The following is a 14,087-nucleotide window of genomic DNA, read 5'->3' as shown; positions in this document are numbered from 1 at the left end:
CCAACCTACTTACTTAACTTTTGGTGGAATTATTGCTCCTCCATTGTAGGTAATATAGGTGAAAAAGCACTTAGCCAAGCGACATAGATAAACCCACCTAATTATTCTTCTCCAACTCTTAAACGGGAAATTGATAACTGATAACTGATAACTGATAACTGAAATGATAGATAGTAAACGGGTAATTTAATGTCTATTTGGCAAAAGTATATATTTTTAACTCCTATAAGCTTGAGTGCTGCTTTGTGGATTGCTGGTTGTAGCGAGACTAGAGTCTCTCAATGTCAACGATTGATTAAACTTGTTGATCAAGGGAATAGTTTAATTGAAAAAGACAAAGGTTATCAAGTCACAACTAGTTTGCAGTTAGCAAAAGATTTGGAAAAAGTCACTAAATCTCTCAAAAAAACAAACTTTAAAGATCCCAAACTAGTCGATTTTCAAACTAAGTTTACCAAGATATTTGGGACTCTGAATCAGCAAATAGCCAAAGCCGGGAAGGCCCTAGGGGCGACCAAAGCAGCCAAAGCATCACTAGATGGTAGGATTAAAATCCAAAAAGCCAAGGAACAGATTGATGCTCACCTCACGGCTGCTAAATCTACTGGCAAAAGTTTTGATACCCTGTTCAAGCAGCTAAATGAATATTGTAATGTACCTGAAAATATTACACAGAAATAAATTTTTCAGTCATGCTCCATGAAAAAATCTGAGAACCAAAGATGAAAATAACCCTTCTTGAATGCCGATTCCCTACTCCCCACTCCCCATTTTCCAGCTCGATGTGTAGAACTTAGCCACAGTAAATATGTAAGTTTCCATAGTTATTGATATTGTTTCTACACTTCTCGCCCTAGAAAAAATGCGCTACACTCATTTTAGAGGCGAATCAACGAAGATTCGTCGAAAGACTTCTTGGAAGATATTCTTATCGCAGGAAGTGGGTCAACGCCCACTTTTTTTGTTGGAATTTTCGCATGACTCATCCCTTAGTCCCAAAAATTATTGATTTAGCAAAACCAGTGGCACAAGAGCTGGGTTTGGAATTAGTTGGCGTGGTTTTTCATACCAACCAAAGTCCACCAATATTGCGGGTAGATATCCGTAATCCAGAGCAAGACACTGGTTTAGATGATTGTGAGCGCATGAGTCGTGCCTTAGAAGCCTCCTTAGACGTGGCGGAAATCATTCCAGATGCCTACACCTTAGAAATATCTAGTCCTGGTATTTCCAGACAATTGACAACGGATCGGGAATTTATTTCCTTTAAAGGATTTCCTGTAATTATCTCTACTTCTCCAGCCTATGAAGGACAACAAGAGTGGAGAGGGAAGTTGATTAGTCGGGATGAAACGGCAGTTTATTTGAACAAGAAAGGTCGTACAGTTGCTATTTCTTGTTCTCACATTACCCAGGTGCTACTAGATGAAAGTAGCTAATCGATTGTAAATTTTACAACCGCCATTAGCTATATCCGTGTATGGCTCTGCTGATGGATGACACAGACAAATTACCTGTGGAAAGAGCCTTTACACGGAAATCTCTTTCTCTGTATGTCTTCCATAGGCAAACAAAGTGAGTAATTTGGTCACTACTAGCAACTACAAGCCAGATGTATATTTCTGTCTTCTTGGTGGTATGGGTGACCAAAAGGGTTATTTGTTGAGTGATTTTGGGTTGTGGATAGGAACTTCCAAGCAAGCCAAGCTAATCATCAAAAATAACTGAATGCTTATGTAAAAATTTTAAGGAGACGGCTTATGTCGATGGTGAGTTTACCAGGATTAAAAGAACTAATTGAAAGTATCAGCCGCGAGCGAAACTTACCCCGTCTCGCAGTCCAATCGGCAATACGAGAAGCATTACTCAAAGGTTATGAACGTTATCGCCGAGCTCAAAATTTAGAGCGTCAACAGTTTGATGAAGATTATTTTGATAATTTTGAAGTAGAACTGGATATTGAAGAAGAAGGTTTTCGTGTTCTTTCTACCAAAACTATTATTGAAGAAGTTGATAATTCTGACCATCAAATTTCCCTGAAAGAAGTACAAGAAGTAGCTCCTGAAGCTCAATCAGGTGATTCCGTCGTCCTAGATGTGACTCCAGAGCAAAAAGACTTTGGTCGTATGGCAGCCATGCAAACGAAACAAGTTCTGGCGCAAAAACTACGGGATCAGCAGCGACAGATGGTACAGGAAGAGTTCCAAGACTTGGAAAGTACTGTATTGCAAGCTAGGGTATTGCGGTTTGAAAGACAATCTGTGATTTTGGCAGTTACTAGTGGCTTTGGTCAACCAGAAGTAGAGGCTGAATTACCCAAACGAGAACAACTCCCTAATGATAATTATCGGGCAAATGCGACCTTTAAAGTCTACTTAAAAAAAGTTTCTCAAGGTCAGCAGAGAGGACCACAACTCGTGGTTTCTAGGGCAGATGCCGGATTAGTGGTGTATTTATTTGCCAATGAAGTCCCAGAAATTGAGGATGAAGTCGTCAGGATTGTTGCTGTCGCCAGAGAAGCTAATCCCCCTTCCCGTTATGTAGGACCCCGAACTAAAATAGCAGTTGATACCCTTGATCGTGATGTAGATCCTGTAGGTGCTTGTATTGGAGCTCGGGGATCACGGATTCAGGTGGTAGTAAATGAGCTACGAGGGGAAAAAATAGACGTGATTCGTTGGTCCCCAGATCCTGCAACCTACATTGCTAATGCTTTAAGTCCAGCGCGAGTTGATGAAGTCCGTTTAATGGATCCAGAAACTAGACAAACCCATGTGTTGGTAGCTGAAGACCAACTGAGTCTAGCTATTGGTAAAGAAGGACAAAATGTTCGTTTGGCAGCTCGGCTGACGGGATGGAAAATTGATATCAAAGATAAAGCAAAATATGACTACGCAGCAGAAGATGAAAAATTCGCCGCAGCTAGAGCCCAACATCAAGCAGAGCAAGAAGAATTGGAACGTTTAGAAGCAGAACAAACAGAGTCAGCAAGCTTAGAAGTAGAGTTACCAGAGGAGTCACCAGAGGCAGAAGAGCCACAGGAAGATACAATAAAAATACAGGAGGAGATTGAAGATACAATGCTGGAAGAACTGTCACAAGATAACTTTGACAGAACTGAAGCCGGCTATGCAGAGTAAGTAAACAATTGATAGGAGGTGATTTTTAATTACCAGCCTACTGTCATAAATACAGTTTTGGGAGTAATGAAACCAAATTTTCGTCGTTGTATTAGTTGTCGTAGAATAGGTATAAAACAAGAGTTTTGGCGTATTGTCCGCGTCTTTCCTTCTGGACAGGTACAATTGGATGAGGGCATGGGGCGTTCTGCCTACATCTGTCCACAGCCTAGCTGCTTATCTGCAGCTCAGAAAAAAAATCGACTAGGGCGATCGCTACATGCATCAGTGCCAGAAACACTGTATGAAATATTGTGGCAACGCCTAGCCCAATATGATGAGAAATCATCATAAATTAACCTGAAAGACTTGAGGTGCTGTAATTAACAGAAAAATTGTACTCAAATCCAAAAAAATTATTGGGAATAAATACAATTACAAACTCTGCAATTACTTGCGTGAATGCCAAAATAGTAAAAGGGTGGCATAAAAGGAAAATGTTCAATATACACAGGGGCGAAGTAATACTCCTAAACAATAATTTACTCAATGGAGTTGTGGAAGACTCACAATTAACAGCAAAATTAAAAATTACAAAATGGCAATCTGGTAGCGCCCGCGCGCAATGTAGCATCAATCATCACTACTGGTGGAGATGCCAGCAGTAAACTGAAACATCTCTCTTTCCTGATTGGAGGCACCGTCAAAATCAATAACGGCAACCGCAAACAGTAATCATAGGATGGAGATGTCGCAACGGCGGGCAACCATCCGCTAACACTGTAAGTAAAAGGGGAAGAGTGGATGAACAACGGCAAAGTTAGAATTTACGAATTATCAAAGGAATTGAATTTGGATAACAAAGAGCTCTTAGCAATTTGCGACCAGCTCAACATTGCGGTCAAAAGCCATAGTAGTACAATTACAGAATCTGATGCAGAACGAATCCGGGCAGCTGCTGAAAAACTGGCGGCAACAACACATGTAACGCCAAAACAAGATCGTAGCTCCCACAGTCATAAGCCTAATCCCTCAGATGGTTCTCACAACCAAACTGATGCAGCCCACAAACAACAAATTTTGGAAATTCGTAAGCCCAAAATTCAATTGAAAGATTCCACAACCCAAGCCTCAGAGGCTTCAAAAATTACTAATAAGCAATTTTCATCTTCTGAAACTTCTCATCCTGCTCCACCCCGACCTTTTGCTCCATCAGCTCCATCTATGAAGCCAACGGCACCTACTCGAAACACATCCAGGGAAAAATCTCAGAATTCTCAGAAAACTGAGGATCAAACCCTTAATCAAGAAACGCAAACGGCAACTCCAGAATCAGCTCCCCCATCTAAACCTAAATTGGAAAAACCCCAAAAACCTCAGTTGGTTGCTCCTCAAAGCAGACAACCTGCTCAACAGCCAGCTAAGACCGGGCAAGGTAGTGTGAGCGCTCGCCCAATCCTTAAGCGAGATCGACCCAAACCAAAAACAAATTCAGGTGCAACAAGCGGTGATACATCAGTAACACCATCACCAAAATCATCCCGTCCCACACCATCCACCAAACCAGAACAGAAAGGACCAAAATCTGGAGGAGAGACCTCAAAACCTAGAATCCCACGTTCTGCGCCTCCTGGTATAGCCGCAGCTTCACCCATTGCTACTCCACCGAAAGCAATTTCTTTGAAAGTAGGAGATACGGAGGAGGATGCAGATGATGAAGTAATGGACACAGATGCCGAAGTTATTGAACTCAAGCGACCGACTCCACCTCGTCTTCCTAAACTTGGGAAAAAGCGGCATAAGGAAGAGGAAATTGAGGAAATCAAAGATGCTGGCAAGTCTGGTAAAGGTGCAGTCAAGGGTAAACGAGTTAAACCCATAGTAGTTGAGGAAGACTTTGAAGAAGATCTCCTTGATGAAGATGAAGATTTAGATGGTGATGATACAGTGCAAATCAGCAGTGCCATCGTTAGACCCCCCAAACCCAAAACTGCTAAACCAAGTCAGCCTGTCACTACAAAAACCCCTGCTGCTCCAGTAACTAGAGGTAAAAAATCATCAAGTTTCTCCCGCGAATCTAAAGGTCGCCGAGAAGCAGAACCAAAACGAGAACGTCCAAGCAAACTAGTAATTACCAGCACCATGACGGTGCAAGAACTTGCCGATGCCTTAGCGATCGCGGATACAGAAATTGTGAAAATTCTGTTCATCAAAGGTATGGCAGTAAGTATTACCCAAAATCTGGATATCCCTACCATTACTTTAGTTGCCCAAGAACTGGAAATTGAAATTGAAACTCAAGAACCAGAGGCAGAGGCTCGTAAGGTAACTGAGATGATAGATGTGGAAGATTTGGAAAATCTCCACCGTCGTCCCCCAGTTGTCACCATTATGGGTCACGTAGATCACGGTAAAACAACTCTGTTGGACTCCATTCGTAAAACTAAAGTTGCTTCTGGAGAAGCAGGGGGAATTACCCAACATATTGGTGCTTACCATGTGGATATTGAACATGATGGTAAAACCCAGCAAATTGTGTTCTTAGATACTCCCGGTCACGAAGCTTTCACTGCCATGCGAGCAAGGGGAGCGCGGGTGACAGACATTGCTATTTTGGTCGTAGCTGCTGACGATGGGGTCAGACCTCAAACCATTGAGGCAATTAGTCATGCCCAAGCTGCAGGAGTGCCAATTGTAGTTGCCATCAACAAAATTGATAAGGAAGGGGCACAGCCAGACCGGGTTAAGCAAGAATTGACACAATATGGTTTAACTCCAGAAGAATGGGGTGGCGAAACCATTATGGTGCCAGTGAGTGCTATCCAGGGCGAAAATTTGGATACCCTTTTGGAAATGATCCTGTTGGTAGCGGAAGTAGAAGAACTTTCTGCTAATCCCAATCGTCCAGCCAAAGGTACTGTGATTGAAGCTCATTTGGATAAAGCCAAGGGCGCAGTGGCTACCCTATTAATCCAAAACGGAAGTTTAAGGGTAGGAGATATGTTAGTAGCTGGCCCGGTATTTGGTAAAGTACGGGCGATGGTGGATGATCGGGGCGCTAGGGTTGAAGCGGCTTATCCTTCCTTTGCTGTGGAGGTTTTGGGTCTGAGTGATGTCCCCGCAGCTGGTGATGAATTTGATGTTTTCCAAAGCGACAAAGAAGCCAGAGGATTAGCTGCCAAACGTACAGAGAAACAGCGTCTGTCTCGCCTCTTACAAGGAGGAAGGGTCACTCTAACCAGTATTTCAGCCCAGGCACAGGAAGGTGACTTGAAGGAACTGAACTTAATCCTCAAGGCAGATGTGCAAGGTTCTATCGAAGCCATAGTCGGATCCCTGAAGCAAATTCCCCAAAATGAGGTGCAAATTCGCCTATTACTGTCATCTGCTGGAGAAATCACCCAAACTGATATTGACCTAGCAGCAGCCAGTGGAGCAGTGATTATTGGCTTCAATACTACCTATGCCAGTGGTGCGCGACAGGCTGCAGATGAAGCTGGTGTGGATGTGCGAGAGTACAACATCATTTACAAACTTCTAGAAGATATCCAAGGTGCTTTGGAAGGTCTACTAGAACCAGAGTTGGTAGAAGAACCTTTAGGTCAAGCCGAAGTTCGAGCTGTGTTTGCAGTTGGTAAAGGAGCTGTGGCAGGTTGTTATGTGCAATCTGGCAAATTACTCCGTAATTGTAAAGTTCGAGTGGTTCGAGGTGGTAAGGTGATTAATGAAAATGCCCTAGATTCCCTCAAACGGATGAAAGATGACGTTAAGGAAGTTAACTCTGGCTATGAATGTGGTGTTGGCATTGATAAATACACCGACTGGGAAGAAGGTGATATTATCGAAGCCTTCCAAATGGTGACTAAGCGTCGTACCCTTTCCATGACGAAATAGGACACAAGTGATGTTCTGTTATCAAGGTCATCATCAAGTGAATCTCCCTATTTTGTGGTGAGCTACTGAGCTCACCACAAAAATCATGGGAAACAATGAGCAACTCACAAGGTCATACGATTTTAGATTTTGGATTTTAGATTTTAGATTTAAATTTTCATCTGTTGCAATCATTTTTCAAATTGGTGTCAAGTTTGTGAGAATTGGGTGTTGCTCACACAAGGAATTTTCTCACTCCAAGAACAAGGTTAGATCAAGAGTACTAGTTTGGCTTTACCACCAGCACAGAACAATGGGCTTCTTCCACTACTTGACTACTCACAGAACCTTGGACAATGCGCTTCATGCCAGTTAAGCCACGACTACCAATAACAATTAAATCTGCTTGATAAATATTACCAAGACGAATAATTTCTTCGGCGGGATCACCTGTAACTAGTTCCAATTCACTGTTTGAAGTAAGTTGTTTTTGATAAGACTGTAATTGTTTTTCAATTTGTAAATAGGATACTTCGGCTGACTTGGGATGAGGTCGATCAGCAGGTAGTTCATGATCTGTATCTGGTGGTGCAAACACATGACAAAGTACTACCTTGCTTTCTTTTGGCAGAGCCAAGTCTTGCAAAGTTTGAATAACTCGCTCGGTAATCTCCGAAGCGTCTAAAGCTACCAAAATAGTTTTGAGCACTGCTGTTGTCTCCAAAAAAGTAGATCCCCTACATCGGTGTCAGACAAAAGTGATTTATGGCTATAGCAACTATTTCCCAAATAGAATTTTTAGTTTATATCACTCTAAAATTTCAGTTTGCGGCCATGAATTGAATTTTGTCAAAAATTTATGAAAAAAAGTAATAATTTAGCATTATTTAATCTGGCTTTAATCGACGTTGTACAGAATCACTATGGGAAGATAATCCTTCTGATTTGGCAAGTATATCAATTGCATCTACCACTTTGGTTAGCGCCGTATGGGAGTATTGAATAATACTGGAGTGTTTGAGAAATGTCTCTACACCCAATGGGGAAGCATAACGACAAGTACCAGATGTAGGTAATATATGACTAGGGCCAGCTACATATTCCCCTACTGCTTCCGGTGTGGAATGACCAATAAATATCGCTCCAGCATGGCGAATTAATGGTAATAATGCCCAAGGATCTTCTACCTGTAACTGTAAGTGTTTAGGGGCAAAGTCATTGGTCAGGGTAGTTGCGATCGCCAATGATTCCACAATTGCAATTAATCCATAATGGGCGATTGCTTTTTCAGTCAGTAGACGTTTGGGGTGGTTCACTAACTGCCTAGCTACAGATGCTTGCACTTCTTTTGCCAAATTTTCATCTGTCGTCAATAAAATTGCTGCCGCCATTGGGTCTTTTTCTGCCTGGGCGATTAAGTCTATTGCCACATGTTGGGAATTGGCTGTTTCATCGGCAATAATAATGACTTCACCTGCCACAGACAAGGAATCAATCCCTACTAAACCATAAACTAATTTTTTTGCCAAGGTTACATAAATATTCCCTGGTCCAGCAATCAAATTTACTTTGGGGATTGTTTGGGTCCCATAGGCTAAGGCAGCGATCGCTTGTGCCCCACCAATTCGATAAATTTCTTGTATCCCAGCTTCTTGGGCGGCTACCAGCACTGCTGGATGAATTGCCTTTCCTACTCCTGGTGGTGTAACCATTACTACTTGTGGCACCCCAGCGACTTTAGCTGGAATTGCATTCATTAACACCGTACTGGGATAAGTCCCACGGCCACCGGGGATATATAATCCAGCTTTGTCTACAGGAGTATAGCGTTTACCTAACACTACATCATCATCTCCAAAATGCACCCAACTTTTAGGAACTCTTTGGCGATGAAAAGCTTCGATTTGACGACCTGCTAACCGAATCGCAGCCAACAATTCTTGGGATATCTGTTGATAAGCCACATCTAATTCGGAAGCCGTAACCCTTAGCTCTTCTGCATTTAAAGTCTGGTTATCAAATTCTGCCGTATAGTGTAATACGGCTTTATCACCTTGGCGTTTTACGCCTTGTAACACCTCTCGAACAGTAGCTTCCTTATGAACCACTAGTTCATCATTGGTGCGATCGCAGATCCTTTGTAACTCTGCTTTAAATTCTGTCTGCTGATTAATGATTCGCAGCATGGAATAAGGACAATGCCAACTTTAGAAAATTATTGATGCGAGAATCAGTATTGCTTCTTTGTCTGAATTAGACTTGGGAGCTAACTTTAATCCTCTTCTCTAGCTTAGCTTGGATTTTTTTGATACTTTCATTACTTCCTTTGAAGATAATTTATGAGGATATAACTGATAATTTTGACCAATTGTAAACTCTTAATTCGTTTTACCCACACAAATCACCCAGTTTTCGATTACTTGCTAGATAAACAAGGGTTTTTCGCCAACAAGAGGATATGAAGATGTCAATTTTATTTACATCTCAGTTTGATTGAGTTTAATTTTCTATATATTACTCTGGGAGATACAGTATTCCTGTTAATTCAGTAACCTTACATTAATTTGTTAATGGTAAGAATATTCTATTTTTTGACTTAATTATCACAATTATAGTGCATTTCATAAATTATTTCTACAATATATCCATATTGGTTATTGGCTAATGTTTGGCTATTGATTAATTTATCTTAATTTATTTCATAATTTGCACATCAATCATGGCCGTAATCTTCATAATCATCAAGTTAAAACTTCTAAAAAATACCTCATTCAATTCATTTATAATATTCATTCTTTAAGTTCATTCTAACTTCATAAATATTGAATAATATTATTTAAATATCTATAGAAATTCTGTTTGATTTATGATAAATGTGGAAATACTAAAGCACCCAAAGCTTGTCAAAAAAATAGAGATTTTGTGATTAGTAGGATTACAGCACAGCATTTGCTTCACTTAATATCTGGCTTCATAATCATAATCTTTAATTATCTCGTCTCTAACTTTTATATATTTATACATATTTCACAAGATAGTTGGTATTGACAATTTTCTCGCCCTAGCAATATTGTGAGTATTTGTATGAGTATTCTGGACTAGTTTAGGCTCTTGTCATTTCTATTATTTTCAGACTTTCCTAATTTTTTTGGAAAAATCATCACTGTTAGCTTTATGAAGTTATAAAAAAGTTTTTTGAAACCAAATTATCCCCAATTGTATCATTTTGGATTTTAGATTTGAGACTTCGTAGTGAGCGCTCAGTTGAACGATTTTGGATTGTAAAAGACTTACTACATAAGCTTTTCTCTCTTCCCATCTGTAGCAATTATTTCCCAAATTGGGATTAAATTTATGACTGCAATGATTTAAGATTATCAGCTTGGTAAAAAAGAATATTTGTACGAATGTAAATCCATAAAATAATCTAGTTCATATTCACTCACGGATAAATCTTGTTCTGTTACATACTTGACAGTATTTTTTCTATGGGACTAGCAAGACAATTGACCTGGAGATAATGTTTGACAAAAAAAACTCCAAAACGATATAATGACGATTTGTTAAAACTTATGCATAAGCCACTTTACGTGCTGTAACTCATGCCAACAATACAGCAACTAATACGAAACGAACGCGAAAAAGCACGTCAGAAAACCAAATCCCCGGCTCTGAAACAATGCCCTCAACGTCGGGGGGTGTGTACCAGGGTTTACACAACTACCCCGAAAAAGCCTAATTCAGCTCTCCGCAAAGTAGCGAGGGTAAGATTAACCTCTGGATTTGAAGTTACTGCTTATATTCCAGGGATAGGTCATAACTTGCAAGAGCACTCTGTGGTCATGATTCGTGGCGGTAGGGTTAAAGACTTACCAGGAGTTAGATACCACATCATCCGTGGTACTTTAGACACTGCTGGGGTCAAAGACCGTAAGCAAAGTCGTTCCAAATATGGAACTAAACGTCCTAAAGCTGCCTCCTAAGATAGAGAATCAACAAGAACAATCATGTTGGTTACCACTTTAGGCTAGCTATAAGAATGGGCGATTATAGTTTTGGACTCAGGTGTAGGGATTAGTAATTTGTTACTAATCCATAAATTACCTGAATTATGTAAAACTAAAAATCAATTTCACAGTAGCTAACTGTTTGGGAACAATCTAGTTAGCCTGTAAATACATGTGTAGCCTGTTAATCAAAATGATGCAGGAATTTTAGAATGCTGTAAGCGGCAGCAAAATTTTAATATACTGGATTACGGTATATAATAATTGTCGCTCTGTTCTAATTTTCTTGCTGGGGATAGTAACTCTATAAGGTCATCATGACCTTCAATGTAGTTACAAACCATCCCTCTTGCAGAATATTAATCATCGCCAAGTCCGAATTAAAGGTTGAAATATGTCTCGTCGTGGTGTTATACAAAGGCGCCCAGTTCCCCCTGACTCAGTTTATAACAGTCGTCTTGTAAGCATGATGATTCGCCGGATCATGCGTCATGGCAAAAAATCTCTGGCAGCAAGAATTGTTTATGATGCCATGAAAACAATTGAGGAACGAACTGGTGGCGATCCCTTAGAAACTTTTGAAAGAGCGGTGCGGAATGCCACACCCCTCGTGGAAGTGAAAGCTCGCCGTGTTGGTGGAGCAACCTACCAAGTACCAATGGAAGTACGCTCAGAGCGAGGTACAACCCTGGCACTGCGTTACTTAGTAAACTTCTCCCGACAACGTTCAGGGCGGACAATGGCAGGCAAATTGGCCAATGAATTAATGGATGCTGCCAATGAAACCGGAAATGCGATTCGCAAGCGCGAAGAAACTCACCGGATGGCTGAAGCGAACAAAGCCTTTGCACACTATCGTTACTAAGTAAAGCAACGATTAATCCCAGTGTTCTAAGTGATATATCTTGTGTATTTGCCAGCAAAACACAAAATCTTAAATAAAACGTAATATACGAGATATCATGAGGCGAAAACTATAGGAGGCAGCCGTGGCACGTACTCACCCCCTAGAAAAAGTACGCAATATAGGTATTGCGGCACATATAGATGCGGGTAAAACAACAACAACAGAGAGAATATTGTTCTACTCTGGCATAATCCATAAAATTGGTGAGGTCCACGAAGGAACAGCTGTCACTGACTGGATGGATCAGGAGCGGGAAAGGGGAATTACCATCACCGCTGCTGCAATCAGCACCAGTTGGAAAGAACATCAAATAAATATTATTGATACTCCCGGTCACGTTGATTTCACGATTGAAGTGGAACGCTCCATGCGGGTACTGGATGGTGTGATTACAGTTTTATGTTCTGTAGGTGGTGTACAGCCACAGACAGAGACAGTCTGGCGTCAGGCAGATCGCTATCAGGTACCACGTATAGTCTTTGTCAACAAAATGGATCGTACTGGTGCTAATTTTTATCGGGTATTAGAGCAAGTACGCGATCGCTTGCGGACAAATGCCGTTGCCATCCAGTTGCCTATTGGTAGTGAAAACGAATTCCGGGGAATTGTGGATTTGGTGAACATGGTTGCTTACATGTACACCAATGATCAAGGAACTGATATTCAACAAACAGATATCCCCGCAGAAATGCAAGCTCAGGTCAAAGAGTACCGCAGCAAGTTAGTTGAAGCGGTAGCTGAAACTGATGATGACTTGATGGTGAAGTATTTCGAGGGTGAAGAACTTACAGAAAAAGAAATTAGCAAAGCTCTGCGTCAAGGCGTACTGGCAGGTACTATTGTGCCTGTGCTTTGCGGGTCTGCTTTCAAAAATAAAGGCGTGCAATTATTGCTGGATGCAGTTGTAAATTATCTCCCTGCACCAACTGAAGTACCGCCAATTCAAGGTACACTCCCCAATGGGGAGACGGTGGAAAGACACGCTGATGACGATGGGCCTTTATCAGCACTGGCTTTCAAAATTATGGCTGATCCATATGGTCGCTTAACCTTTGTTCGTGTTTATTCTGGTGTATTGAAAAAAGGCAGTTACGTCTTCAATGCCACGAAAAACAAGAAAGAAAGGATTTCCCGTTTGGTCGTCATGAAGGCAGATGAGCGGATAGATGTTGATGAGCTGCGTGCAGGTGACTTAGGAGCAGCTTTGGGATTAAAGGAAACCTTGACAGGTGACACCTTATGTGATGATGAGAATACATCAGTAATTCTCGAATCTCTGTATATTCCCGAACCTGTGATCTCGGTGGCGGTGGAACCCAAAACCAAGAATGACATGGATAAACTCTCCAAGGCTCTGCAAACTCTTTCAGAAGAAGACCCAACATTCCGTGTCAGCGTCGATTCCGAAACCAATCAAACTGTAATTGCAGGGATGGGTGAATTACACCTAGAAATTCTGGTGGACAGAATGCTACGAGAATTTAAGGTGGAAGCTAATATTGGTGCGCCACAAGTAGCTTACCGAGAAACCATTCGTAAGTCTGTCAATAAAGTAGAAGGTAAATTCATTCGCCAAAGTGGTGGTAAAGGACAGTATGGTCACGTTGTAGTGGACTTAGAGCCGGCAGAAGGTGGAAGCGGCTTTGAATTCATTTCCAAAATCGTTGGTGGGGCTATACCTAAAGAGTATATTTCACCAGTGGAATTAGGAATGAAAGAAACCTGTGAATCAGGGATTCTGGCTGGATATCCACTAATTGATGTTAAGGCAACGTTGATCGATGGTTCTTATCATGATGTAGACTCTTCAGAAATGGCTTTTAAAATTGCCGGTTCTATGGCAATGAAAGCAGCAGCAATGAAGGCTTCACCCGTCCTCTTAGAACCAATGATGAAAGTTGAGGTAGAAGTACCTGAAAACTTTCTGGGGGATGTGATGGGTGACCTCAACTCCCGTCGGGGGCAAATTGAGGGTATGGGTTCTGAGCAGGGTCTTTCTCAAGTAACTGCGAAAGTACCATTGGCAGAGATGTTTGGCTATGCCACAGATATCCGGTCAAGAACCCAAGGTCGGGGAATCTTCTCAATGGAATTTAGCCATTACGAAGAAGTGCCTCGCAATGTTGCTGAGGCAATCATAGCTAAAAGCAAAGGGAACGCTTAATTAGAAAAAAAGGAAAT

General features: G+C 41.3%; 11 protein-coding genes. 9 read left to right on the top strand and 2 right to left on the bottom strand.

The window, feature by feature from the left end:
• The first annotated feature begins 189 nt into the window (after nt 1–189).
• The 6 genes from CALSC_RS01250 (at nt 190) to infB (ending at nt 7,013) form a co-directional block, all read left to right on the top strand.
• Complete coding sequence (locus CALSC_RS01250) at nt 190–681, top strand: hypothetical protein (RefSeq protein WP_088239619.1); 492 nt, start codon at nt 190–192, stop codon at nt 679–681.
• Between the two features lie 296 nt (nt 682–977).
• Nucleotides 978–1,439, top strand: a complete 462-nt coding sequence (rimP, locus tag CALSC_RS01245; protein ID WP_088239618.1) for a ribosome maturation factor RimP — start codon at nt 978–980, stop codon at nt 1,437–1,439.
• A gap of 136 nt (nt 1,440–1,575) precedes the next feature.
• The gene (locus CALSC_RS26190) at nt 1,576–1,728 is read left to right on the top strand and encodes a hypothetical protein (RefSeq protein ID WP_159460544.1); all 153 of its coding nucleotides are present in this window, start codon (nt 1,576–1,578) and stop codon (nt 1,726–1,728) included.
• A gap of 32 nt (nt 1,729–1,760) precedes the next feature.
• Nucleotides 1,761–3,140, top strand: coding sequence for a transcription termination factor NusA (gene nusA / locus CALSC_RS01240; protein WP_088239617.1), 1,380 nt, complete (start codon nt 1,761–1,763; stop codon nt 3,138–3,140).
• Nucleotides 3,141–3,206: 66 nt separating this feature from the next.
• Nucleotides 3,207–3,473: a YlxR family protein gene (locus tag CALSC_RS01235; RefSeq protein WP_088239620.1), complete on the top strand. Its 267-nt coding sequence runs from the start codon at nt 3,207–3,209 to the stop codon at nt 3,471–3,473.
• Nucleotides 3,474–3,923: 450 nt separating this feature from the next.
• Nucleotides 3,924–7,013, top strand: coding sequence for a translation initiation factor IF-2 (gene infB / locus CALSC_RS01230; RefSeq protein ID WP_088239616.1), 3,090 nt, complete (start codon nt 3,924–3,926; stop codon nt 7,011–7,013).
• Nucleotides 7,014–7,275: 262 nt separating this feature from the next.
• Here infB and CALSC_RS01225 read toward each other — a convergent pair whose 3' ends face one another.
• Complete coding sequence (locus tag CALSC_RS01225; protein ID WP_088239615.1) at nt 7,276–7,701, bottom strand: universal stress protein; 426 nt, start codon at nt 7,699–7,701, stop codon at nt 7,276–7,278.
• A gap of 178 nt (nt 7,702–7,879) precedes the next feature.
• Nucleotides 7,880–9,178, bottom strand: coding sequence for a histidinol dehydrogenase (gene hisD / locus CALSC_RS01220; RefSeq protein ID WP_088239614.1), 1,299 nt, complete (start codon nt 9,176–9,178; stop codon nt 7,880–7,882).
• Between the two features lie 1,416 nt (nt 9,179–10,594).
• Here hisD and rpsL point away from each other — a divergent pair.
• The 3 genes from rpsL (at nt 10,595) to fusA (ending at nt 14,070) form a co-directional block, all read left to right on the top strand.
• A complete protein-coding gene (gene rpsL, locus CALSC_RS01215; protein WP_088239613.1) occupies nt 10,595–10,975 on the top strand; it encodes a 30S ribosomal protein S12 in 381 nt (126 codons plus the stop codon).
• Nucleotides 10,976–11,393: 418 nt separating this feature from the next.
• Complete coding sequence (gene rpsG / locus CALSC_RS01210) at nt 11,394–11,864, top strand: 30S ribosomal protein S7 (protein ID WP_088239612.1); 471 nt, start codon at nt 11,394–11,396, stop codon at nt 11,862–11,864.
• A 124-nt stretch (nt 11,865–11,988) separates the two neighbouring features.
• Nucleotides 11,989–14,070, top strand: coding sequence for an elongation factor G (fusA, locus tag CALSC_RS01205; protein ID WP_088239611.1), 2,082 nt, complete (start codon nt 11,989–11,991; stop codon nt 14,068–14,070).
• Nucleotides 14,071–14,087 lie beyond the last annotated feature (17 nt).

The organism is Calothrix rhizosoleniae SC01 (assembly GCF_900185595.1).
GTDB classification, from domain to species: Bacteria; Cyanobacteriota; Cyanobacteriia; order Cyanobacteriales; family Nostocaceae; genus Calothrix_A; species Calothrix_A rhizosoleniae.
The sequence above is the reverse complement of the archived record's forward strand: the minus strand, read 5'-3'. Positions and strand labels throughout refer to the sequence as shown.

Coding starts and splice junctions, on each gene's coding strand:
- CALSC_RS01250 (WP_088239619.1), top strand. CDS start 190: ATGTCTATTTGGCAAAAGTATATATTTTTAACTCCTATAAGCTTGAGT.
- rimP (WP_088239618.1), top strand. CDS start 978: ATGACTCATCCCTTAGTCCCAAAAATTATTGATTTAGCAAAACCAGTG.
- nusA (WP_088239617.1), top strand. CDS start 1,761: ATGTCGATGGTGAGTTTACCAGGATTAAAAGAACTAATTGAAAGTATC.
- CALSC_RS01235 (WP_088239620.1), top strand. CDS start 3,207: ATGAAACCAAATTTTCGTCGTTGTATTAGTTGTCGTAGAATAGGTATA.
- infB (WP_088239616.1), top strand. CDS start 3,924: ATGAACAACGGCAAAGTTAGAATTTACGAATTATCAAAGGAATTGAAT.
- hisD (WP_088239614.1), bottom strand. CDS start 9,178: ATGCTGCGAATCATTAATCAGCAGACAGAATTTAAAGCAGAGTTACAA.
- rpsL (WP_088239613.1), top strand. CDS start 10,595: ATGCCAACAATACAGCAACTAATACGAAACGAACGCGAAAAAGCACGT.
- rpsG (WP_088239612.1), top strand. CDS start 11,394: ATGTCTCGTCGTGGTGTTATACAAAGGCGCCCAGTTCCCCCTGACTCA.